This is a genomic window from Pantoea alhagi (assembly GCF_002101395.1).
Classification (GTDB): Bacteria; Pseudomonadota; Gammaproteobacteria; order Enterobacterales; family Enterobacteriaceae; genus Mixta; species Mixta alhagi.
Genome location: NZ_CP019706.1, coordinates 833,629 through 854,804 on the forward strand (window position 1 = coordinate 833,629; position 21,176 = coordinate 854,804).

21 protein-coding genes and 1 pseudogene are annotated in these 21,176 nt (G+C 51.9%); 3 read left to right on the forward strand and 19 right to left on the reverse strand.

Features of this window, described 5'->3' with window-relative positions; all coding sequences use genetic code 11:
- Entirely contained in the window at positions 1-897 is an 897-nt protein-coding gene (locus tag B1H58_RS03870) for a LysR family transcriptional regulator (RefSeq protein WP_085068073.1), read from the reverse strand.
- Between the two features lie 95 nt (positions 898-992).
- Between B1H58_RS03870 and B1H58_RS03875 the strand changes: the two genes are divergently transcribed.
- Positions 993-1,994: a zinc-binding alcohol dehydrogenase family protein gene (locus tag B1H58_RS03875; protein WP_085068074.1), complete on the forward strand. Its 1,002-nt coding sequence runs from the start codon at positions 993-995 to the stop codon at positions 1,992-1,994.
- 352 nt (positions 1,995-2,346) lie between these two features.
- Here the strand turns inward: B1H58_RS03875 and B1H58_RS03880 are convergent, their stop codons facing one another.
- The 4 genes from B1H58_RS03880 to serB form a co-directional block, all read right to left on the reverse strand.
- Positions 2,347-3,255, reverse strand: a complete 909-nt coding sequence (locus tag B1H58_RS03880) for a LysR family transcriptional regulator (RefSeq protein WP_085068075.1) — start codon at positions 3,253-3,255, stop codon at positions 2,347-2,349.
- A 617-nt stretch (positions 3,256-3,872) separates the two neighbouring features.
- Positions 3,873-5,105, reverse strand: coding sequence for a multifunctional transcriptional regulator/nicotinamide-nucleotide adenylyltransferase/ribosylnicotinamide kinase NadR (gene nadR, locus B1H58_RS03885; RefSeq protein WP_085068076.1), 1,233 nt, complete (start codon positions 5,103-5,105; stop codon positions 3,873-3,875).
- Positions 5,106-5,168: 63 nt separating this feature from the next.
- Positions 5,169-6,551, reverse strand: coding sequence for a DNA repair protein RadA (radA, locus tag B1H58_RS03890; protein WP_085068077.1), 1,383 nt, complete (start codon positions 6,549-6,551; stop codon positions 5,169-5,171).
- Positions 6,552-6,564: 13 nt separating this feature from the next.
- Entirely contained in the window at positions 6,565-7,542 is a 978-nt protein-coding gene (serB, locus tag B1H58_RS03895; protein ID WP_085068078.1) for a phosphoserine phosphatase, read from the reverse strand.
- 180 nt (positions 7,543-7,722) lie between these two features.
- Here serB and B1H58_RS03900 point away from each other — a divergent pair, with 180 nt between their 5' ends.
- Positions 7,723-8,388, forward strand: coding sequence for a YtjB family periplasmic protein (locus B1H58_RS03900; RefSeq protein ID WP_085068079.1), 666 nt, complete (start codon positions 7,723-7,725; stop codon positions 8,386-8,388).
- 107 nt (positions 8,389-8,495) lie between these two features.
- Here B1H58_RS03900 and deoD read toward each other — a convergent pair whose 3' ends face one another.
- The 10 genes from deoD to B1H58_RS03950 all read right to left on the reverse strand — a co-directional run bounded on the left by deoD (position 8,496) and on the right by B1H58_RS03950 (position 18,614).
- A complete protein-coding gene (gene deoD / locus B1H58_RS03905) occupies positions 8,496-9,215 on the reverse strand; it encodes a purine-nucleoside phosphorylase (RefSeq protein ID WP_085068080.1) in 720 nt (239 codons plus the stop codon).
- Positions 9,216-9,281: 66 nt separating this feature from the next.
- Positions 9,282-10,505 carry a phosphopentomutase gene (deoB, locus tag B1H58_RS03910; protein ID WP_085068081.1) on the reverse strand — a complete coding sequence of 408 codons (1,224 nt, stop codon included), beginning with the start codon at positions 10,503-10,505 and terminating at the stop codon, positions 9,282-9,284.
- A 179-nt stretch (positions 10,506-10,684) separates the two neighbouring features.
- Positions 10,685-12,007, reverse strand: coding sequence for a thymidine phosphorylase (gene deoA, locus B1H58_RS03915; RefSeq protein WP_085068082.1), 1,323 nt, complete (start codon positions 12,005-12,007; stop codon positions 10,685-10,687).
- Between the two features lie 109 nt (positions 12,008-12,116).
- Positions 12,117-12,896 (reverse strand): deoxyribose-phosphate aldolase, encoded by a 780-nt coding sequence (gene deoC, locus B1H58_RS03920; protein ID WP_085068083.1) that lies wholly within the window; start codon positions 12,894-12,896, stop codon positions 12,117-12,119.
- Positions 12,897-13,246: 350 nt separating this feature from the next.
- Positions 13,247-14,020 (reverse strand): TatD family hydrolase, encoded by a 774-nt coding sequence (locus B1H58_RS03925; RefSeq protein ID WP_085068084.1) that lies wholly within the window; start codon positions 14,018-14,020, stop codon positions 13,247-13,249.
- Between the two features lie 234 nt (positions 14,021-14,254).
- Positions 14,255-14,443, reverse strand: a complete 189-nt coding sequence (locus tag B1H58_RS03930; RefSeq protein ID WP_085068085.1) for a CsbD family protein — start codon at positions 14,441-14,443, stop codon at positions 14,255-14,257.
- Between the two features lie 47 nt (positions 14,444-14,490).
- Positions 14,491-14,652: a DUF1328 domain-containing protein gene (locus B1H58_RS03935; RefSeq protein ID WP_003856556.1), complete on the reverse strand. Its 162-nt coding sequence runs from the start codon at positions 14,650-14,652 to the stop codon at positions 14,491-14,493.
- A gap of 134 nt (positions 14,653-14,786) precedes the next feature.
- Entirely contained in the window at positions 14,787-15,401 is a 615-nt protein-coding gene (gene osmY, locus B1H58_RS03940; RefSeq protein ID WP_085068086.1) for a molecular chaperone OsmY, read from the reverse strand.
- 296 nt (positions 15,402-15,697) lie between these two features.
- Positions 15,698-17,287 (reverse strand): peptide chain release factor 3, encoded by a 1,590-nt coding sequence (gene prfC / locus B1H58_RS03945; RefSeq protein WP_085068087.1) that lies wholly within the window; start codon positions 17,285-17,287, stop codon positions 15,698-15,700.
- A gap of 292 nt (positions 17,288-17,579) precedes the next feature.
- Entirely contained in the window at positions 17,580-18,614 is a 1,035-nt protein-coding gene (locus B1H58_RS03950) for a hypothetical protein (protein ID WP_085068088.1), read from the reverse strand.
- 231 nt (positions 18,615-18,845) lie between these two features.
- On the opposite strand from B1H58_RS03950, the gene B1H58_RS03955 reads away from it, so the two are divergent.
- Positions 18,846-19,151 carry a hypothetical protein gene (locus B1H58_RS03955; protein WP_085068089.1) on the forward strand — a complete coding sequence of 102 codons (306 nt, stop codon included), beginning with the start codon at positions 18,846-18,848 and terminating at the stop codon, positions 19,149-19,151.
- Positions 19,152-19,816: 665 nt separating this feature from the next.
- Here the strand turns inward: B1H58_RS03955 and B1H58_RS03960 are convergent.
- From B1H58_RS03960 to B1H58_RS03970, 4 genes and pseudogenes are all read right to left on the reverse strand, one after another.
- Entirely contained in the window at positions 19,817-20,086 is a 270-nt protein-coding gene (locus B1H58_RS03960; RefSeq protein ID WP_085068090.1) for a hypothetical protein, read from the reverse strand.
- Between the two features lie 11 nt (positions 20,087-20,097).
- Entirely contained in the window at positions 20,098-20,460 is a 363-nt protein-coding gene (locus B1H58_RS20960; protein ID WP_237172510.1) for a hypothetical protein, read from the reverse strand.
- Between the two features lie 36 nt (positions 20,461-20,496).
- Positions 20,497-20,867, reverse strand: a pseudogene (locus tag B1H58_RS20965) (RHS repeat domain-containing protein); the annotation flags it as partial.
- A gap of 100 nt (positions 20,868-20,967) precedes the next feature.
- Complete coding sequence (locus B1H58_RS03970; RefSeq protein WP_085068091.1) at positions 20,968-21,174, reverse strand: hypothetical protein; 207 nt, start codon at positions 21,172-21,174, stop codon at positions 20,968-20,970.
- Positions 21,175-21,176: the final 2 nt, after the last annotated feature.

Here is a 21,176-nt window from a genome sequence, read left to right on the forward strand (position 1 = left end):
TTAGCGATAAAACTCCCGAAACGCCATGCTTTGCTGGGCAAAATCGATAAAGCGCGCCAGCGCAGGCGAATTCAGTTTGCGACCCGGCCAGACCAGCCACAGCTCATTCCCTTCCGTTTCCCACTCCGGCAGAACCTGCACCAACTCTCCCCTGGCGACCGCGGTTTCCGTCAGAAAACGCGGCAATAGCGTAATGCCAGCATCGTTGATAGCGCATTCGCGCGCATAAAGCAGGTTATCCGTTAAATGCATAGAGGGCAGCAGCCAGCGATAGTGCTCTTCTTCACGGCGCAGCAGCCACTCTTTCCAGGCTCGGTGGGCAATACAGCGATGCGTCGCCAGCTGTTGCGGATGCGTGATGCGCGGATTTTTTGTCAGGTAGTTTGCTGAAGCAACCAGTAGCCGCTGACAAAGTCCAATACGTCGGCCGATGAGCGACGAATCCTGCGGCTTACCGGTACGCAGCGCCAGATCGAACCCTCCCTGCACCAGGTCACGCATATCATCAGACACCGACACTTCCAGCGTAACGTCCGGATAGCGCTGCTGGAACTCAGCGTTACAGCGCGCCAGCAGCGTCGCACCAATACCGGCGGGCGTGGTGATCCGTAAACGACCGCTTGGGTTGTCGCGCAGGCGCTCAATAGCCAGATCCGCATGTTCGCTGGCCTGGATCATCTCCTGACAGTGAATAAGATAGCGTTCACCTGCGAAAGTCAGGTTGAGCTGGCGCGTTGTGCGGTTGAGCAAACGCAAACCTATCGCCTGTTCCAGCTGGCTAATGCGCTGGCTGACGCTCGATTTTGGCAGACCGGCGCGCCGGGCAGCAGCGGTAAAGCTTCCGCTTTCAGCCACCAGCGCAAACAGCGCCATATCCTGTAACCGCTTTAACGCCATTGTTCACCTGTGACGAACACTGTATGAGTTATTGTCCATCTTATCACTGTTGCTTTGGCCTATTACACTTACCTCATCAACTAAGGAGAAATCATATGTCTATGCGTGCTATTGCTGTTAATCCTCAAGACCCGGCGCAGTTCACAGAAATTCAGTCAGAAAAACCCACTCCTGGCGAGTACGATCTGCTGGTGGAAGTTAAAGCCGTATCAATCAATCCGGTCGATACCAAAGTGCATAAAGGCGTACAGAAGAGCGGTCTGCAACAGCCGCGTATTCTGGGATGGGATGCCAGCGCAGTCGTGGTTGAGACGGGCAGTAAAGTGACGCAGTTTGCGCCCGGAGACGAGGTTTACTATGCGGGTGATATTACGCGCCCGGGAAGCAACAGTACCTTTCAGCTGGTAGATGCGCGCATTGTGGGCCGTAAACCGCAGAGTCTTGACTGGGGCGCAGCGGCAGCAATCCCGCTAACGGCATTAACCGCCTGGGAAGGCCTGTTTGAGCACCTGCGTATACAGCAAGCAACCGAAGAGCAAACGCTGCTGATCATCGGCGGCGCTGGCGGCGTGGGCTCGCTGGCCATCCCCTTTACCAAACTGCACAGTAAAGTTCGGGTAATCGCTACCGCCTCACGTCCTGATTCGGTGCAATGGTGTAAAGATCGCGGGGCTGATATCGTGATCAACTATAAAAATATGCCGGAGGAACTGGAGCAGCACGGTATCAAACAGGTGGATTATATTTTCTGTCTGAACGATACCGACGGTCACTGGGATACGATCGGCAAGCTGATTGCGCCGCAGGGCCAGATCTGCACCATTGTTGAAAATGCGCATCCACTGGATATGGAACAGTTGAAACTCAAAAGCGCGGCGCTGCACTGGGAATTTATGTTCACCCGCAGCATGTATCAAACGCCGGATATGGCGCGTCAGGGTGAGATCCTTAACGAAGTGGCTCAGCTGCTGGATGCGGGCAAAATAGAGAGTACGCTGAACGAAACGCTACACGGATTAAGTGTTGAAACACTCACTCAGGCACATGCGCGTGTCCTTGAAGGACATATGCGTGGCAAAGTAGTTATTACTTACTGATTGCCGCTGTTCTGCTGCAGTGGTAATGCAAAAAGTAAACGTTTCATTAAAAAAGATGCTAACCATAGAGATCAAAAAAACGCCCCTGAATCGGGGCGTTCATTTGCGTTAAATAGTCATTATTTTTAAGCGATGCCGTAATCATTTCCTTAGCCTGTTTCAGCCCAACCCATTTTACTCCTGTCACCATAGTGAGCAGTTAAATAATGCTAACAGATAAGGTCTGTATTACTTCTGGCTAAAGTTTATGGATAATATTTTCGTTTAATGTTACGCCATAGATAATTTCTAATAAAAATAAAGACAGCTTCCTTAGACTGTTATTTTTAATAAACCTGCTCTACTGCTGAGGTTAGAAATCGAGTAAATCTTTTGAGATATCACGCAGCCATTTATGAGAAGAGCAGTTATGATAGCGTGGATGCCATGCCTGAATAATACGCACTTTAGGCAGATCGAAGTCGGGCTTGAAAAAGTCCACATCAAGGTTCATTCGCTGTAAAACATCAACAACATACATCGGAACGATACCCAGGCTGCGCGTTTGAATAATATTTTCGATAATAGGCAGGTAGCCTGCGCTGATACCATGAATTTTGCGTTTATAGCCGCGCTCGCGATAGAGGCTTTCCATCTCTTCCTTCAGCCTGTTTTTGGGAACGATAAGAATAAACTCTTTTAGGTTTTTCAAAGACTTTTCCATCTGAAAAACAGGGTGGTCTTTGGTGGCTATCAATACGCATTCGCTGTGGCCGATAGTACGTATACTCACCTCCGGGCTGAGGCTTTTATCCTCCCCGATATAGAGATCGATATCTTCGCTGCGTAGCACACAGGATGTCGCGTTGTCATAGTTAAAATTGAAAATGTGGTTGGTATTCTCCTGAATGCTTTTTTTCATCAGTTTATAGCTAAGCTTAGACATCAGAATATCATTGGTTACGATGTTAAAAGAGCGCGGCAGCTCTTTGCCGTTAAGCTCAATATTTTGGTGCAGAACATTTTGGATATTATCCAGCAGCTCTCTAAGCTGAGGTTTAAGGCGTACCGCTAATGGCGTCAGCTCCAGACTCATGCCAGAACGAACCAGAAGCTGATCCTGGAAGGTGTCTCTGATTTTATTCAATGATTTACTAATTGCGGGCGGAGTCACATTAAGTTTGTCCGCCGTTTTGCTTACACTTTTTTCGTTAAGCAAAGTATCCAGAATAGGCAGCAGGTTTAAATCCATTCTTACCAAATGATTAATGTCTTTATGCATATTTTACACTCCCTTGATTCTTCCCGGTTATCTCTGCGCCCACAATATAAAATTGCAGTCTGATTCCACCCTGAAGATAATGTACATGATGCCGTTTCGCATAAAATGACTTCAGAAAAGCCACGAACCTACAACGCTATTAACAACTCCGATTAAAGCCATCCAAATAAAGCCACCTGTTTTCCAAAAGCAGAGAAAGCCCTTGCTTAGTTAACTATACTTGTACTGTGGCCTCATATGATGAAAAGGAAATTAATATATACAGTCACTTTAGTTAATGAAACCCTGACAATATATAAGCTATGTCTCAACTTGCCGCTATAATTTCACCCTCCATATCAAATAAATTTCAGTTTAACCAATAAGTTAAATAAACAACCTGGGGTTAATTATAAAAACAAACATTAAAATCAATAAGTTAAAAGAAAAATGCGTAAGAGCTTTCTATTAAGCATGATAATTGAGGGCTTCTCTGAAAGAAGCCTTTAAATTACAATACAAAAAGTTAGCCTGCCTTATTAATTAACTAAACTGATTTAATTTGGGAGAGATAACAATGAGAACATTCCGAATAAAATGGCTGATGGTGAAATATAGCCATCAGCCGCCCTGCCTTTTTACTTTCCGTTTTCCAGCATATTTCTTACCAGTTCAACACAACGCAGAAAACGTTGATCATAACTGTCTTCAGTAACATGCTCATATTTTATTTGATTTTCATTTAACATTTTAATTAACAATTCCTGAAACTCACGTCGATCGACGGAGCTACCCAGACTGCGCAGGCCATCTGCGACCCAGGGCACATTGTTTTCCAGCAGGATGACTAAATCGAAACGGTATTCGTCAATCAGCGCCTGTACAAAGGGGTGTTCACGCCCTTCGTACTTTTTACAAAACGCCTGGGTGGTCACAAAATCGGTATCGATAAAGGCAACCTTGTTGGCGTATTTCACTGCAAAATCAATATACTGCGCATGCCCTAAAGCAATTTTGTCATAATCGGAATACTGCAACGCCATCTCATCTCCGCCAAGATGCGAGAATACGTAATCCCGTCCATACTCCCAGGCGCTGGAAGTATTAAAAATATTAGCCAGCTTATTAACTAATACTGATTTACCGCTCGATTCCCCGCCCAGTATCGCAACGGTACGTACGAAAAACGGCTTTACTTCAGTAGGGATATACTCCCAGTAGCGAAAAGGATTTTGGCGAATTTGCGCCCCGCTGATATTCATAAAAGAGCGCTGCGGATCGATCACGATGGTTTCAATGCCCAGGTGCTCGCGATACTGCGGCGCGTCCAGCTCTTCGCTGGTATACACACAGCCTGGCTCAATTCCCTTTTCCGCCATAAAGGCCGTAATGCCCCGACTCCAGACATCCCAACCGTGCGGATAAGGCTCCATGCCCTCTTCATTAAACGCATGAATGCGAATATTTTTTTGATATTTAAATGTCTGCAAGAGCCAGCGCAGGCGATCGCTAACGGTGGGCTGCTGTGACATGGCGCTGTTTTCAAACAGCTGGCGATCGCGCGGTTCATCATGTCCCATAATAATATGTAGCTCATCAACCTGGCTGCAGGCGCGCTGAATCAGATAAATATGACCGGTGTGCAGAGGATAGAACTTGCCGAACACTACGCCGATGGTTTTCTCGCGGCGGGGGAAATCCAGCCCCAGAAAGCGATGCAGCGCCTCCAGCTTTTGCGCGCTGGGGCTTTTGATTTTGGCATTGAGCAACTGGCTCAGGTAGCCTTTCGTCATTCCGCTGGCATCTGCAACCTGCTGCAACGTATGTCCCTGCTGGCGAATGGCGGTTTTTAAATATTCAAATGATGACATAATGCCTCCTGCAAAAAGGGGTGGGCAGTGCCCACCCCAACGACAGGTTAACCTGCGCTAAAATTATAACTCATCCAGGATCGCCAGCGCGTCAGCCAGCTTTTTCACCGGGTAAACTTTCATGTTCTCCAGCGCCTTTTTCGGCGCGTTAGCCGCCGGGACAATAGCGCGTTTAAACCCATGCTTAGCGGCCTCGGAAATACGCTCCTGACCGCTTGGCACCGGACGAATTTCTCCGGCCAGCCCCACCTCGCCGAAAATCACCAGATCGTTGGGCAAGGGTCGATCGCGCAGGCTGGAAACCATCGCCAGCATCAATGCCAGATCGGCGCTGGTTTCGGTGACCTTTACCCCGCCGACAACATTAACAAACACATCCTGATCGGCCATCTGCAACCCGCCATGACGATGCAGCACCGCCAGCAGGATCGCCAGGCGATTCTGTTCCAGCCCAACTGCAACACGACGTGGGTTAGACATCATTGAATGATCCACCAACGCCTGGATCTCTACCAGCAGCGGACGCGTGCCTTCCCAGACCACCATCACCGAACTCCCGGCAGTAACCTCATCGCCGCGCGACAGAAAAATCGCCGAGGGATTGCTGACTTCGCGCATGCCCTGCTCGGTCATGGCAAACACGCCCAGTTCGTTCACCGCGCCAAAGCGGTTTTTATGGCTGCGCAGCGTGCGGAAACGGGAATCCGCGTCGCCATCCAGCAACACCGAACAGTCGATGCAGTGCTCCAGTACTTTGGGACCAGCCAGCGAGCCATCTTTGGTGACATGCCCGACCATCACAATCGCTACGCCGCGCGTTTTGGCAAAGCGCGTTAAATAAGCTGCGGTTTCGCGCACCTGCGCCACGCTGCCCGGCGAAGACTGAATATCCGCCATGTGCATCACCTGAATAGAGTCGATCACCATCAGCTTCGGCTGTTCCTGCTCGGCAATCATGCAGATCTGCTCAATGCTGGTTTCCGACAGCATATTCAGGTTCTCGGTAGGCAAACCAAGACGATGCGCGCGCATGGCGACCTGCTGCAGCGACTCTTCGCCGGTGACATACAGCGTTTTCATATCCACTGACAGCTTGCACAACGTTTGCAGCAGCAGCGTACTTTTCCCGGCGCCGGGATTGCCGCCAATCAGAATAGCGCTGCCGGGGACTACGCCACCGCCCAGTACGCGATCGAATTCTTTAAAACCGGTTGAGAAGCGCGGCAACGCTTCCAGGCTAATTTCCGACAGCTTCTGCACGCGGCTGGCACCGGCGGTGCCGGAGTAGCCAGACAGACGCTCATTACGCGCCGCAGCCGGCGAGGCCGCCAGCCGCACTTCGGTGATGGTATTCCAGGCGTGACAGGCGCTACATTGCCCCTGCCAACGCGGATAGTCTGCGCCACATTCGTTGCAGACAAAGGCACGTTTTACCGCTTTAGCCAACTCAGTTCCTCAATTATCGCGTCTCGTGATGCAGGCTGCCGCTGAGGATGCAAAATACGCCCATCAGATCGGCATGCCGAATCGTCACTTCAGTTTTTTCATTAACTTTCGGCTTGGCATGATAGGCGATGCCTAACCCGGAAGCCTTAATCATCAGTAAATCGTTAGCGCCATCGCCAATCGCTACTGTTTGTTCAACGGGGATATCAAAACGCTGCGCCAGCTTCGCCAGCATATCGGCCTTATACTGCGCATCCACCACCGGGCCAATAACCTCACCGGTAAATTTACCGTCACGGATCTCCAGCTCGTTGGCAGCGATAGCGGCAAGATGCAGCCGGTCACGCAAATATTCGGCAAAGTAAGTGAAGCCGCCAGAAGCGATAGCCACCTGCCAGCCTAACGCCTGCAGCTTCTGCACCAGCGTGCTTAACCCCGGCATTAACGGCAGCGTATCACGCACCTGCTTCAGTATATTGGCATCAGCGCCTTTCAGCGTGGCCACGCGCTGACGCAGGCTGGCAGTAAAATCCAGCTCGCCGCGCATCGCGCGCTCGGTCACCTCAGCCACCTGCTCGCCGCACCCTGCCAGACGCGCAATCTCATCGATACATTCGATCTGAATCGCGGTGGAATCCATATCCATTACCAGCAGGCCCGGCGCTTTCAGATAAGGAATTTTACCCAGCGGCGCTACGTCCAGTCCCAGTTCGTGGGCCAGACGCGCCGCACGCGGCGTCAGCGAGCCCGCCAGACGGATCACCTGATAATCATCCACGCTCCAGGCGCTGACAATCACCATTGCGGCACCCAGCTGGTGCTGATAGGCCGTCAGCGAATCTTTATCCAGCTGGTGCCCGTAAAGCAGCCAGCCGGTACGCCCGGCACGATAATCCAGCGGCATCACTTCGTCACCGCTCAGTGAAAGAGGCAAGCCCGGCCAGAGAGAAACATCGGAAGGCAGGTCGCACCAGGTCAAACGATTAGGCATTACAGCTCCTGTCGGAAAGATGATCGGCTGCCGCCATCAAAGGACGTTCTGTTTGACATCCGTGCCGGGCCACAGCCTGTAGATAAAACCTCGCAAGAGGCTACCCTGTCAGCCGCGCTTCTGGCAACATAAAGTCGCAAAAACAGACTACCGTTTGTTGATTACGTTTTAAGGTTGCCAATGGCTAAATCCAGGCTCAAATTTCGTCTGCACCACACAGCGATTGTGCTGATCTGTCTGACGCTGCTGGTCGTCCTGATGCAGGGCGCTTCATGGTTCAGTCTGGGCCATCAAATGGCGCGCTCTGAACAGGTGGAAGATCTGGCGCGCACCCTGACACGTCAGGTTGCATTTACGCTTACGCCGCTTATGGACAGCCCGGACGATAACCGCACACAAATCACCGCCATTCTCAAACAGATGACGGATAACAGCCGTATCCTCGACGCCTCGGTTTATGACAGCGAAGGTTCGCTGGTTACGCGCAGCGGCGAAGGCATCAGCGTGCGCGATCGTCTGGCGCTGGATGGCAAACGCGCGGGCAGCTACTTTAATCATCAGCTGGTGCAGCCGCTGGAAAACAGCGACGGCCCGCAGGGCTTTTTACGCGTCACGCTGGACACGCATGTGCTGGTAACCGAAGCGAAGCAGGTGGATAACACCACCAATATTCTGCGCCTGATGATGCTGCTGGCGCTGGCTATCGGCATTATCCTTACCCGTACGCTGTTGCGCGATCGCCGTACCCGCTGGCAACAATCCCCTTTTCTGCTGACCGCCAGCACGCCGGTTAAAGAAGATGACGACGAATCTGATGAAACGTCAGACGAAGCTAAAAAAAGCTGAAGCGTATTGTTGTCGGCAGGGGCAAGGCACTGAAGAAAGCGTAATACAGAAGGCGCAGACGGGCGGAAGAAAATAACCGGACGAGGCTGCCTCGTCCGGTAAATCAGTCAGGCTTTGTCGCCCAGCAGTACCGACTCCAGCGCGATTTTCACCATATCGTCAAAGGTGGTCTGACGTTCCGCCGCCGTGGTCTGTTCATGCGTGCGGATATGGTCGGAAACGGTACAGATGGTCAGCGCTTTCGCGCCAAACTCTGCCGCCACGCCATAGATGCCCGCCGCTTCCATTTCCACGCCGAGAATGCCATATTTTTCCATAACGTCGAACATTTGCGGGTCCGGCGTATAGAACAGGTCGGCAGAGAAAATATTGCCTACGCGCGCCTCAATACCCAGTGCTTTCGCCGCGTCTGCCGCGTTACGCACCATGTCAAAATCGGCAATTGCTGCAAAATCGTGATCCTTGAAGCGCATACGGTTCACTTTAGAATCGGTGCAGGCGCCCATGCCGATAACCACATCGCGCAGTTTCACATCGGCACGTACCGCGCCGCAGGAACCCACACGAATAATTTTTTTCACGCCGAACTCGGTGATCAGCTCTTTTGCATAGATGGAGCAGGATGGAATGCCCATACCGTGCCCCATAACGGAAATGCGACGGCCTTTCCAGGTGCCGGTGTAACCCAGCATACCGCGCACGTTGTTCACTTCTACTGCGTCTTCCAGAAAGGTTTCCGCGATATGTTTAGCACGCAGCGGATCGCCCGGCATCAGCACCACGTCCGCGAAATCACCCATCTCAGCATTAATATGAGGCGTAGCCATTGTCGTTATTCCTTGAAAAAATGAAACACGCCAGCCCGGCGGCTGGCGTTAAATGAAAGCCGCGTATTACAGCATGCTTTTGCCATATTCCATATCGGAAAGGCCGAAGTATTTTGCTACCGTCTGCCCGATATCGGCAAAGGTATCGCGTCCGCCGAGGAAGCCCGGTTTAACGCCTGGGCCATAGATCAGAATCGGGATATGCTCACGGGTATGATCGGTGCCGTGCCAGGTGGGATCACAACCGTGATCGGCGGTGAGGATCAGAATATCGCCCTCTTTCACCTGCGCCATCAGCTCTGGCAGACGGCGGTCAAACAGCTCCAGGCCGCCCGCATAACCGGCAACGTCACGACGATGCCCCCAGGCGGAGTCGAAATCCACAAAGTTGGTGAAGACGATGGCGTTATCCGGCGCCTGCGCCATCTCTTTAACCGTGGCATCGAACAGCGCATCAAGGCCGGTCGCTTTGATCTTTTTGGTAATGCCGACGTGCGCGTAGATATCGGCGATTTTACCCACCGAGATCACCTCACCCTGCTTCTCTTCCACCAGCTTTTTCAGGATGGTGGGTGACGGCGGCTCGACGGCTAAGTCGTGACGATTGCCGGTACGTTCGAAGTTTCCGGCTTTATCACCGACAAACGGACGCGCAATCACGCGGCCAATGTTGTATTCGCCCTTATCCAGCTCTTCACGGGCGATTTCACACAGATCGTACAGGCGTTGCAGGCCGAATGTCTCTTCATGACAGGCGATCTGGAATACTGAGTCGGCAGAGGTATAGAAAATCGGCTTGCCGGTTTTCATATGCTCTTCACCCAGTTTATCCAGAATCACCGTCCCGGAAGAGTGGCAGTTGCCGAGATAACCCGGCAGCCCGGCGCGCTCCACCAGTTTGTCCAGTAACGCCTGCGGGAAGCTGTTTTCGGTGTCGCTGAAATAACCCCAGTCAAACAGTACCGGCACGCCAGCGATTTCCCAGTGGCCTGACGGCGTATCCTTACCGGAAGAGAGCTCCTGCGCCCAGGCATACGCGCCAATGATCTCCGCCTGCGGGTCCAGGCCCGGCGGGAAGGTGCCGGTAGAGGCTTCCGCCGCTTTTCCCAGCCCTAACGCGGTCAGGTTCGGCAGATGCAGCGGCCCCTGACGCCCTTTATCCGCCTCGCCGTTAAAGCAGGCCTGCGCAATATGACCCAGCGTGTCTGAGCCTTTATCACCATATTTTTCAGCGTCTTTACTGGCACCGATCCCAAAGGAATCCAGCACCATGATAAATGCACGTTTCATGTTACTCTCCTGCGCTTACGCGCGATGAGAAAAATAAAAAAGCGATCAGAACAGTATGCCGTCTATACCTCTGGTACTTCAAGCCGCAGATGCGAGGGCTGCGCTCATCATTCCGGTCAGTGAGCCCTTCAGGCTTTCAGTTTCCCCTTGCCGCCTTCCTGGCGTGAGATATTCAGGCGTTAATTGCTAATTCTGCGATAGATAACCGGCGTTGCAGCAGGTTTACTGTCACCAAGCCTGATCGCCGCTTTTACCGCCTGTGCCGCTTCCTGCCAGCTGGCCTCGCTGGCGGCATGGATCACCGCCAGTGGACGTTCAGCGTCTACGCGGTCACCCAGCTGCACCATCTCATTCAGGCCTACGCTGTAATCGATGCTGTCGCTGGCGCGGCGACGTCCACCACCCAATGCCACCACCGCCAGGCCAAGCGCGCGGGTATCCATTTCATTAACGATACCGGGCGCATCGGCATACACCGCCTTGCTCAGCATCGGGGCTGGCAGGTAGCTGTCCATTTTTTCAATAAAATCTGTCGGGCCTTTCTGCGCCGCCACCATACGCGCAAATACCTCAGCGGCGCTGCCGTTATCCAGCACTTTTTGCAGTTGCTGACGGGCCGCAGCATCGTCCTGCGCCAGGCCGCCGGAAATGAGCATTTCACTGCACAACGCCAGCGTTACTTCCAGCAAACGTGGATTGCGATAACTGCCGGTGAGGAACTGAACCGCTTCGCGCACTTCCAGTGCGTTACCGGCACTGGAAGCCAGTACCTGATTCATATCGGTCAGCAGTGCGGTGGTTTTACAACCCGCGCCGTTGGCCACGCCTACGATCGCCTGCGCCAGCTGCTCTGACAGTTCAAAGGTCGGCATAAAGGCGCCAGACCCCACTTTCACATCCATCACCAGTGCATCCAGCCCTTCGGCCAGCTTTTTTGCCAGAATCGAGGCGGTGATCAGCGGAATAGAATCGACCGTCGCGGTAATGTCGCGCGTGGCATAAAAACGCTTATCCGCCGGTGCCAGCGAATTGGTTTGGCCGATAATGGCAACGCCGGTCTGTTGAATAATTTCCCGGAAACGGCTATCGCTGGGGAAAATATCAAAGCCGGGGATCGCTTCCAGCTTATCCAGCGTGCCGCCGGTATGGCCCAGGCCGCGCCCGGAGATCATCGGCACATAGCCGCCGCAGGCCGCGATCATCGGCCCCAGCATTAGCGAAGTCACATCGCCCACGCCGCCGGTAGAGTGCTTATCCACCACCGGGCCGTTTAAATTCAAAGATTTCCATGACAGCACCGCGCCGGAATCACGCATCGCCATGGTCAGCGCCACACGTTCCGGCAGCGTCATATCATGGAAAAAAATCGCCATCGCCAGCGCGGCAATCTGCCCTTCTGATACGCTGTTATCACGAACCCCGTTGATAAAGAAGCGGATCTCTTCTTCACTCAGCGCATGGCCGTCACGTTTTTTTCGAATAATTTCTTGTGGTAAAAACAAGGTAACCCCCTGTTTAACGGATCAATAAATCAGGCCTGGTGTCCCGATCCAACGGTGCAGAAAAATTATTTTTAGCGGACGGCAGGCGCCCGCTATGGTGAAAGGAAACTCAGTAGCTGCTGGTGCTGCGCGCGCTCTCATAGCCCGCCGCGTTCAACAGGCTTGCCAGCAGGCTGGAGGCACCGAAACGGAAATGACGCGCATCCGCCCAGCCGCTGCCCAGAATGTCATCGGCAAGCTGCAGATAGAGCGCCGCATCTTCTGCGGTACGCACGCCGCCCGCAGGCTTAAAGCCAACGCGATCCTGTACCCCTTTATCACGGATCACTTCCATCATGATTTTTGCCACTTCTGGCGTGGCGTTTACCGGCACTTTACCGGTAGAGGTTTTGATAAAGTCAGCGCCCGCATCGATAGCGATTTCAGAAGCCTGACGGATTAGCGCTTCCTCTTTCAGTTCGCCGGTTTCAATGATCACTTTCAGCAATACACTGGCCGCCGCGCAGGCTTCTTTGCATGCCTTGACCAGTTTAAAGCCGGTTTCGGTATCGCCAGCCATCAGTGTGCGATAGGGAAAAACCACATCCACTTCATCCGCGCCATAGGCAATGGCCGCGCGCGTTTCCGCCAGCGCGATCTCAATATCGTCATTGCCGTGCGGGAAATTGGTTACGGTAGCGATACGAATATCGGGCGTGCCCTGCTCGCGCAGCGTTTTACGTGCGATGGGAATAAAACGGGGATAAATACAGATGGCAGCAGTATTGCCTGCCGGGGATTTAGCCTGCTGACACAGCGCAATCACTTTGGCGTCGGTGTCATCATCGTTAAGGGTGGTTAAATCCATGAGTTTCAGCGCACGCAGCGCGGCAGCGGTTACATCAGTCATAATGCTCTCCAGAAAGATTCAGTGAGCTTCCGCCAGTGGAAGACTCAACACGAGGTCTTGGTTCCTTGAAGAGGGTTGAGATCCATCTCACCTTGCCAGCGATGCTGATTCGTTTTGATGTTACGATTTTAACATCACGGGCAAACTCTTTATTGTGCGTAAGCTCACATTTAGTTAAGAAACGCTACCATCAAGTCTACATTTGATGTGACGTCCATCGCATTAAAAGCGCCACAGCCGCAGGCCAGAAGCGCTTTATGCGCGCTATCATACCGCAGAAGCGCAAATGTGAGAATTATCACATTCGCTCTTTACCTGTTCTTAAGATCCCCTGTGATCTGGTCGTCTTGTTAACGTAGCTGAAACAATTTCTCACTGTTGCTGGTAAGGGTGGCCGCGATCTCTTCCGGCGCTTCCTGACGCAGCTCGCATAATGTTTGCCATACCTTTACTGCCTGCTCTGGCCGATTGGGCTGTCCCTGAAAGCCGTTCAACGGCATATCAGGCGCATCGGTTTCCAACAGCAGCGCTTCAAGCGGGAGCTGCGCAATGGTATTGCGCGTTTTGCTGGCACGAGGATAGGTAATGGTGCCGCCTACGCCGATAGCATAACCAGCAGCAATAAACGCCTGCGCCTGCTGCACGCTTCCGGCAAAGCCATGTACCACGCCACGGCGCGGCACCTCGATACGTCGCAGGTGCTGTGCCAGTTTGTCATGCGTGCGCCGGGAATGCAGGATCACGGGCAGATCGTATTTCCGCGCCAGCCGCAGCTGCGCATCCAGAAAATATTGCTGACGATCGAACTGAGGATCGTCCATATAAAGATCCAGCCCGATCTCGCCGATCGCCACCAGTTTTGTGGGTCGCTGACGCAGGTGCTGCTCCAGCTGTTCCAGCGCCGCATCGCTGTGCTGCTGAATCACAATGGGATGCAGTCCCAGCGCGGCATAAAGCGGTGCATACTGGTGTGCCAGCTGTAATACCAGAGCAAAGCGTGTAGCATCCACCGCCGGAACGATAATTTTCTCTACGCCCGCCTGAGCGGCGCGTGACAGGCTTTCCTCCTCATGCCCGGTAAACGGAGGAAAATCGAAGTGGCAGTGGGTATCAATAAATCTCACGTCAGCGCTCCTCTACATATTTCAGGAATTATTCTGCGCTATTTTATTTGCCGCTGCATTGCAGGATGCATAACGCCGCCTTTTATTCTGGAATTGCAGAATAGTAGCGTAAAAGAAGTGTTCCAGAGAGGAGATACGGAAAGCAGGTGGCGATGGGTTTAGCCGCGCAGGGCCAGAGAAAAAACACAGGCCGGCACCGCGCTCTGCAAAGAAAGCGGGCCAGCTTATAACAGATCAGCGCAGGGGTTTATCGTTTGTGGCATCATAGTGCTGCTCACGCCCGTAATCTTCCTGCAAAATACCGGAGAGCCAGTCATTGTTTCCTGCCATCCAGGCGTCGTCGTTATCAAACCACTCCGCCCACATTAGCGCCATCTGGCCTTTCCATTGTTTCCATTTGCCTGCAACGATGTCGCTATTCATGACTGGTCTCCGCTAAATTCACTGGATCTGTCTGTTTAGCTGGTTACCTAGGGTCGACGACGACCGGTAAACAGGCTGACAAGGAACAGAATAATACCTACCACGAAGACAATCTTAGCTGCCCATGCGGCTGTACCAGCCAGACCGCCGAAGCCTAATGCCGCCGCGATCAATGCAATTACCAGAAAGATAATACCCCAACGAAACATAAGCCTCTCCTTTACCATAGTTAAAATCGAACTGCTTAGCTCAGCCAATTCATGGACAGTAAACCCATGAACTTTATTTTTTTAACGGGTTAGCTGCGGCACAGACGCCAGATGTTGACCGTGCCGCAAAAACATTAAGGTTTAACCGTCAGGTCATTCTTAACGCTTTTTACGCCTTCAATAGCTTTGGCGATACTTTCCGCACGTTCTGACTGTGCTTCTTTTTCTACCGTACCGGAAAGCTGGACCACACCGTTGGTGGTTTCAACTTTAACGTTCCGGGACGGTACAATGTCATCCGCTAATAGCTTAGCTTTGATTTCGCTGGTTGTAGCGGCATCACCTGCATAGCCGCTAACTGACTGTTTTTCGCTGTCTCTGACGTGTAGTTTATCGCTGACGGATTTTACCCCCTCAACTTTCTTCACCAGTGCCACAGCCTTTTCAGCCTGATCCTGAGAAGAAACGAAACCGCTCAGGGTCACAACCCCCTTCTGGGTTTCCACTGAGATATCCGTACTTTTAATCGTTTCGTCATCTACCAGCGCAGCTTTCGCTTTGGCGGTGATGGCGCTGTCATCCATAAAACCATCGACTTTTTTCATAGAACTATCGATTGTGGACCCTGCGCTATCCGCAGCATTCTGCGTTTTCTGTGATGCAGATTCATCTGCCAGGGCAGAGCCGCTCAGCAGCGCAGAACCCACCATCACAGCCATCAGAGTCTTGGTAATCTTAGTCTTGTTCATCGATATCTTCCTTCTTATACGTTATTCCACTCACAACCGTAAGCGTAGCGGCAACAAACCCATGTACCGCTTAAATGGACGCCGGGAGGCTTTCACCGCCGCTTTTTACATCCGACAAACTAAGCATAGTCAAGGATTGGCATTCGTCGCGTTTTTTTGGTTAAAAAACAGTTAAGAAGGCGTTTTTAAGGATTTTTTAAGAGGAGTCTGTAGCGAAGGCGGATAAATTTACGCTGGTACTATAAAAACGCATCGCGAAGGAGAATACTGCCTCCGCGATGCCTGAACAAAGTTGATTAATGTTCGCGTGTTTTGCGGAACACCACTTCAGGATAGCGCTCCTGCGTGAGGTTGAGGTTAACCATGGTCGGGGCGATGTAGGTGAGGTTATCACCGCCATCCAGCGCCAGGTTGACTTCATTCTTACGCTGGAACTCGTCGAACTTTTTCACATCGTCGCATTCAACCCAGCGCGCGGTCGAAACGTTAACCGATTCGTAAATCGCTTCCACGTTGTACTCGCTTTTCAGGCGCGCCACGACCACGTCAAACTGCAGCACACCTACCGCACCCACAATCAGATCGTTATTGGATACCGGACGGAACACCTGTACCGCACCCTCTTCTGACAGCTGCACCAGCCCTTTTAACAGCTGCTTCTGCTTCAGCGGATCGCGCAGGCGAATACGACGGAATAGTTCTGGCGCGAAGTTCGGAATACCGGTGAACTTCATGTTTTCACCCTGCGTAAAGGTATCGCCAATCTGAATGGTGCCGTGGTTATGCAGGCCGATAATGTCGCCGGGGAAGGCTTCTTCAACATGCGAACGGTCGCCCGCCATAAAGGTCAGCGCATCGGAAATGACCACATCTTTACCGGTACGCACCTGACGCAGCTTCATGCCCTTCTCATATTTACCGGAGACAACGCGCATAAAAGCGACGCGGTCGCGGTGTTTCGGATCCATGTTAGCCTGGATTTTAAACACGAAACCGGAAAACTTCTCTTCGCTGGCTTCAACGCTGCGCGTATCGCTCTGGCGCGGCATTGGCGCAGGTGCCCAGGAAACCAGGCCATCCAGCATATGATCAACGCCGAAGTTGCCCAGCGCGGTACCGAAGAACACCGGCGTCAGCTCACCCTGCAAAAACGCTTCCTGCTCAAACTCATGCGAAGCGCCCTGCACCAGCTCCAGTTCGTCACGCAGCTGCGCTGCCAGATCTTCGCCGACCGCGCTGTCCAGCTCAGGATTGTTCAGTCCCTTAATGGTGCGCACTTCCTGAATGGTATGGCCTTTACCGGTCTGATACAGATAGGTTTCATCGTTATAGAGATGATAAACGCCTTTGAACAGCTTGCCGCAGCCGATTGGCCAGGTAATGGGTGCGCAGGCGATTTTCAGCTCGTTTTCAACTTCGTCCAGCAGCTCCATCGGATCGCGAATATCACGGTCCAGCTTGTTCATAAAGGTCAGGATCGGCGTATCGCGCAGACGCGTCACTTCCATCAGCTTACGGGTACGATCTTCAACCCCTTTCGCCGCGTCGATGACCATCAGACAGCAGTCAACGGCGGTCAGGGTACGATAGGTATCTTCAGAGAAGTCTTCGTGCCCCGGCGTATCCAGCAGGTTGATCAGGCTATCGCGGTAGGGAAACTGCATTACCGAGGTAGTAATAGAGATCCCGCGCTGTTTCTCCATTTCCATCCAGTCAGATTTGGCATGCTGATTAGAGCCACGGCCTTTTACCGTACCGGCGGTCTGGATCGCCTGTCCGAACAGCAGGACTTTTTCGGTAATGGTGGTTTTACCGGCATCGGGGTGAGAAATGATAGCGAAGGTACGACGACGCGACACTTCTTGCAAAAATGTGGTATTAGACATCGGAGTTCTTCTGTTGATGCCGTGACGCGACATTATTACAGGCGTCACAGCCGTTAATTCATGAGGGCCTGCGACATTGCCAGGCCCGGCACCGGAACCATGCAGCGCACCTGAAGCCTACGCGGTGTAAGCCTGGTAAATGCTGCAAAAAGACATGATGGTCTACATTGGATCCAGCCCCGTGTAACAATGTTGAAAAGTCAGGCAATGAGGCCGCATAGCTTACCTTAAGTACATAAAAAAAGCAGGCCGAAATCGCGCGTTTTCCGCAGCGGCGCGCAAAGCCCGGGCTTTATTGCACAGCATCCCGATCGGCCTGCAAATTACTAAGCCGGATAAGCGTTATCAGGCCATTGCTGATGCGCACCGAGAGCACATTATCGCCCTGCTGCCAGCTAAGCCAGCTTTCACCGTTACGCTCATCCGCCTCGCCGGGGCCATACTTGCGCTCAGCCTCATCAACTGTCATCCCAACATGCACCCCGCGATGCGTCGCCAGCGTTGGGTTCACCAGCGTGATTTCGCCCAGATAGTTGTCGTCCGGGCTGTGCTGTTTTTGCTGCCAGTTTTCATTGCTTGCCACCAGCGTTAACGCATCATAGCGGTGCTGGAAGTAACGGTAAGCGGCATCGGCGTTTGGCTTTTCTTGCTGTGGCTGCAGGCGCTCCGGCGGCAGACTCATCATAATATCTTCATTCCATACCTGCCCCAGCGTCAGCGCAACGCCATTGACCTGTATGGAAAAATCTTCCGCCGTGAGTTCGGCCACCGCAGGCTGCTCACTGTTTTCCAGCGGATAAAAATCGTCAGGCTCCACGCCCGCATCGGTTTGCAGCGTGCCATTCATCTTATTGGCTTTCATGAAAAACAGGTGCGGTGACGTTTCCGGATCGCCGCCGCAGGCCGGATGGTTACGGTTTTCACGCACGTCGATCAGGTAGTTTTCCGGATCATCACTGTCATCAACAAAACTCATGCTCAGGCATTCCGTGGAGAGCGGCGTAAGCTGACGCTGACGGATAGCCTGCAGGGCTGCGCTGATCACCGCATCCTGCTTTACCTCATCACTCTCTGCTGGCGCAGGCGTAACCGTGTCAGCAGCCGACTCCGGCGATAGCGTTGGCGTGCCTGTTGCTGGCGATGAGGTCGCAGGGCCTTCCGGTCTGGGTAATGGATTATCCGCCGCAGAAGCGGTGGGCATCATAGAGAACTGCTCAGCCGACGGGGTCAGGATCGCGCCGTTAATATCAGGCAGCCCGGCGGCCAGCGCGTAGCTGCCAGTTACCGCCGTGATGATTAACAGTCGTGTTAAACAGGAAAGAAACATAGCTGTGCTCGTCAGAGTCAAAGCGCAATCCGCGCAGAAAGAGGGTTATCGTTGTTATCGGCCCGCCAGGAGCCAACTGGAATTTAACAATGGCTTGCCGGAAAGAGTCAAAGAAGATCGGCGCTGTCAGCAGCTTTTTACTTTAGTTACCCTGCTTTCGAACAGAGTCGTTGTTCTCTGGTCATGCATCCTCTATCTTGGTGAGTTAGTTCACTAACAGGAAGGCATCCCATGAACGACAAGAAAATGATTTCGATCGATCAGTTTAATGAGAATGAGCGAGCCGTTGTAGATGAAACGTTCAGGGGGCTGGTGCAGAAATACAGACTTCGTACCGGCAAAGAGCCCGACAGTAAAAAAGAGAGAGAATTCACTACCGAAGCAAGACAAATGGTCATGACCATCAAGCAAAATAATGAGAAGGAAAAAGCGCTGGCGGAGAAAAAGCCGGTGCGTAGAAAGAAACCTTCTGCGCTGGCTGAAAGTGAAGTGGCAGATTTTAACTGGTCCGCCTCAATAAAACGCGGCAAACGTTAAAAATGTAGTATTGATGACTTATTGTTGTTTTACAGGGAAGAGAGTATGCAGAACCGCCTCACCATCAAAGATATCGCGCGCTTAAGCGGCGTGGGAAAATCGACAAGGTAGTGGCGAATCTGAGCCGCGAGTGCCAACCATAGCAGCCGGAGCCTGTTGAAGGTGAGTGGCAAATGCTGATAAGCAATTATGCCGAAACCGCCACCCGACCTGACGTAATGACGCTGCGCCCGTTTGAGGCAATGTCGTGGCATAGTTGTTGCGCTGATAGCGGTAAAGCGCAGCAGTAGTTAGCATAACGCTGGAAGGGAAAAAAGAGGCATGGAAGCTATCCCACACAAAGCGCGTGGTTACCGCCTGGGCCTGCGGCTGTTCGTTCAGCAGCTGGCGGCGTCTCACGCGTGAGGTCGCCGACCGGCAGGCCGTCCAGCGCAATGCTCAGCAGATGACCGCTGCCGTAATAAAGATGGAAAGGCGTTAAGTTGTAGGATAACGCCCGTAACGGGACGTACCAGCTTCCGTCGCTAAACCTTTCCGGCAAATAGCTGCGTGAGGTAGGCCGGAAAATGCCGGTAAGGATCGTGGAGAGTTGTCTGAGCCTGACCGCTGGCGACTGAAGATAAAAACACGGGGAACATCTTTCTGGATCCTTTCAGCTATAACTATTAGTTAGTGCCTAAATAACTATCAACAGATTTTTCTATGTTATTTAAAACACCAGTAATAGGATGGAGGTAGTCGTTATACATTTCTGCATATTTTCGGGGAAAGCCCCGCAGAGGATTATTGAGTAAATCATCATCAACAACTTTTAATTTTAGCCTATCAAGGTCAGCAATTAAATCTTTCAAACCTCCTTTTTTTTCATTATTCATTACATTATCAATATAAGTAGTTGTTTTATCTATTTCGCTTAAAAGATCGAACTTTTTCATTATTCACTTTCTCACTGTAAGAAGCGTACATCGCTTATCCAACTCATTGGATAGCCTTGTGGCAACAAGATCTGGTCAGCGCCACCTTTGAGTACTGCACCTGACATCATCGTTTGCTTTTCAACTTTCCCAACCTGAAGAACCGTTCCCTTAGGTACTTTAATAGTCGCTTCAAAGTACCTTGTATTCTTCCACTCGGGCAAAAGTGCCGAATCTATTTTTGCCTGGATTTTATTCAATGCTGGTGATGTACTTACAAAAGAGCCATCCATTTTTGCATTACCACCAAAGACTCTATACAAGGTTACCTTTTCGGTTGTCATTACAGTTTTATATTCACCATTTTTAAAGGAGTCTTTTATCCAGGCAGGCAAGTCAGTTTTATCAATTTCTTTGTACTTGCCTTCGATACTACACTTACTCAGCCCCCAAGGGTCAACCCAGCTTAACGCATTCGGCGCATACTGATACAGGTTCAGCCCGCCCGCCAGCCCTATCGGGTCGGGCTGGGTAAACCGGCCGCTGTCCGGGTCGTAGTACCGGAACAGATTGTAGTGCAGGCCCGAATACTCGCCTCATCCATGAGGCTCGCCCCTTCGGGGCCAGCACTGAATCGCTGCTCACATCTGCTCCCGACAGATTTGTCACGGTCAAGATACTGCCCCTGCATGCGCAGGTTCTGTGCGAATTCCGGTCCCTGCAGCGGCGTTTCCCGCAGCAGCTTACCCCAGGCGCTGTTCTGTGCTTCCCAGCGCAGCTCCCCTTCCGCATCCGTCAACAATTATGTTGAGCTGCCTGTTCCTGACGGGGAGCGGCTGAAGAAAAAAGCCGGAAAGATCGTTAAGATCGCTTCCGGCTTTATTTATAATATTACAATTTAATTAAACATAAGAATCATGGCCATAAAAATGCATTAAGGTATCCAGATCATCTATATCTTTTGTGGTTAGTATATTTTTTTGCATAGCATCATATTTGTATCTTATTCCTTTCATAGGGATAGAATGTTCATTCCCTCTTGCCAAATTCATTAACTCATCAACATCAGACTGATTTTTTAAAGTTCTCTTTAATAGTTCAAACAACATTT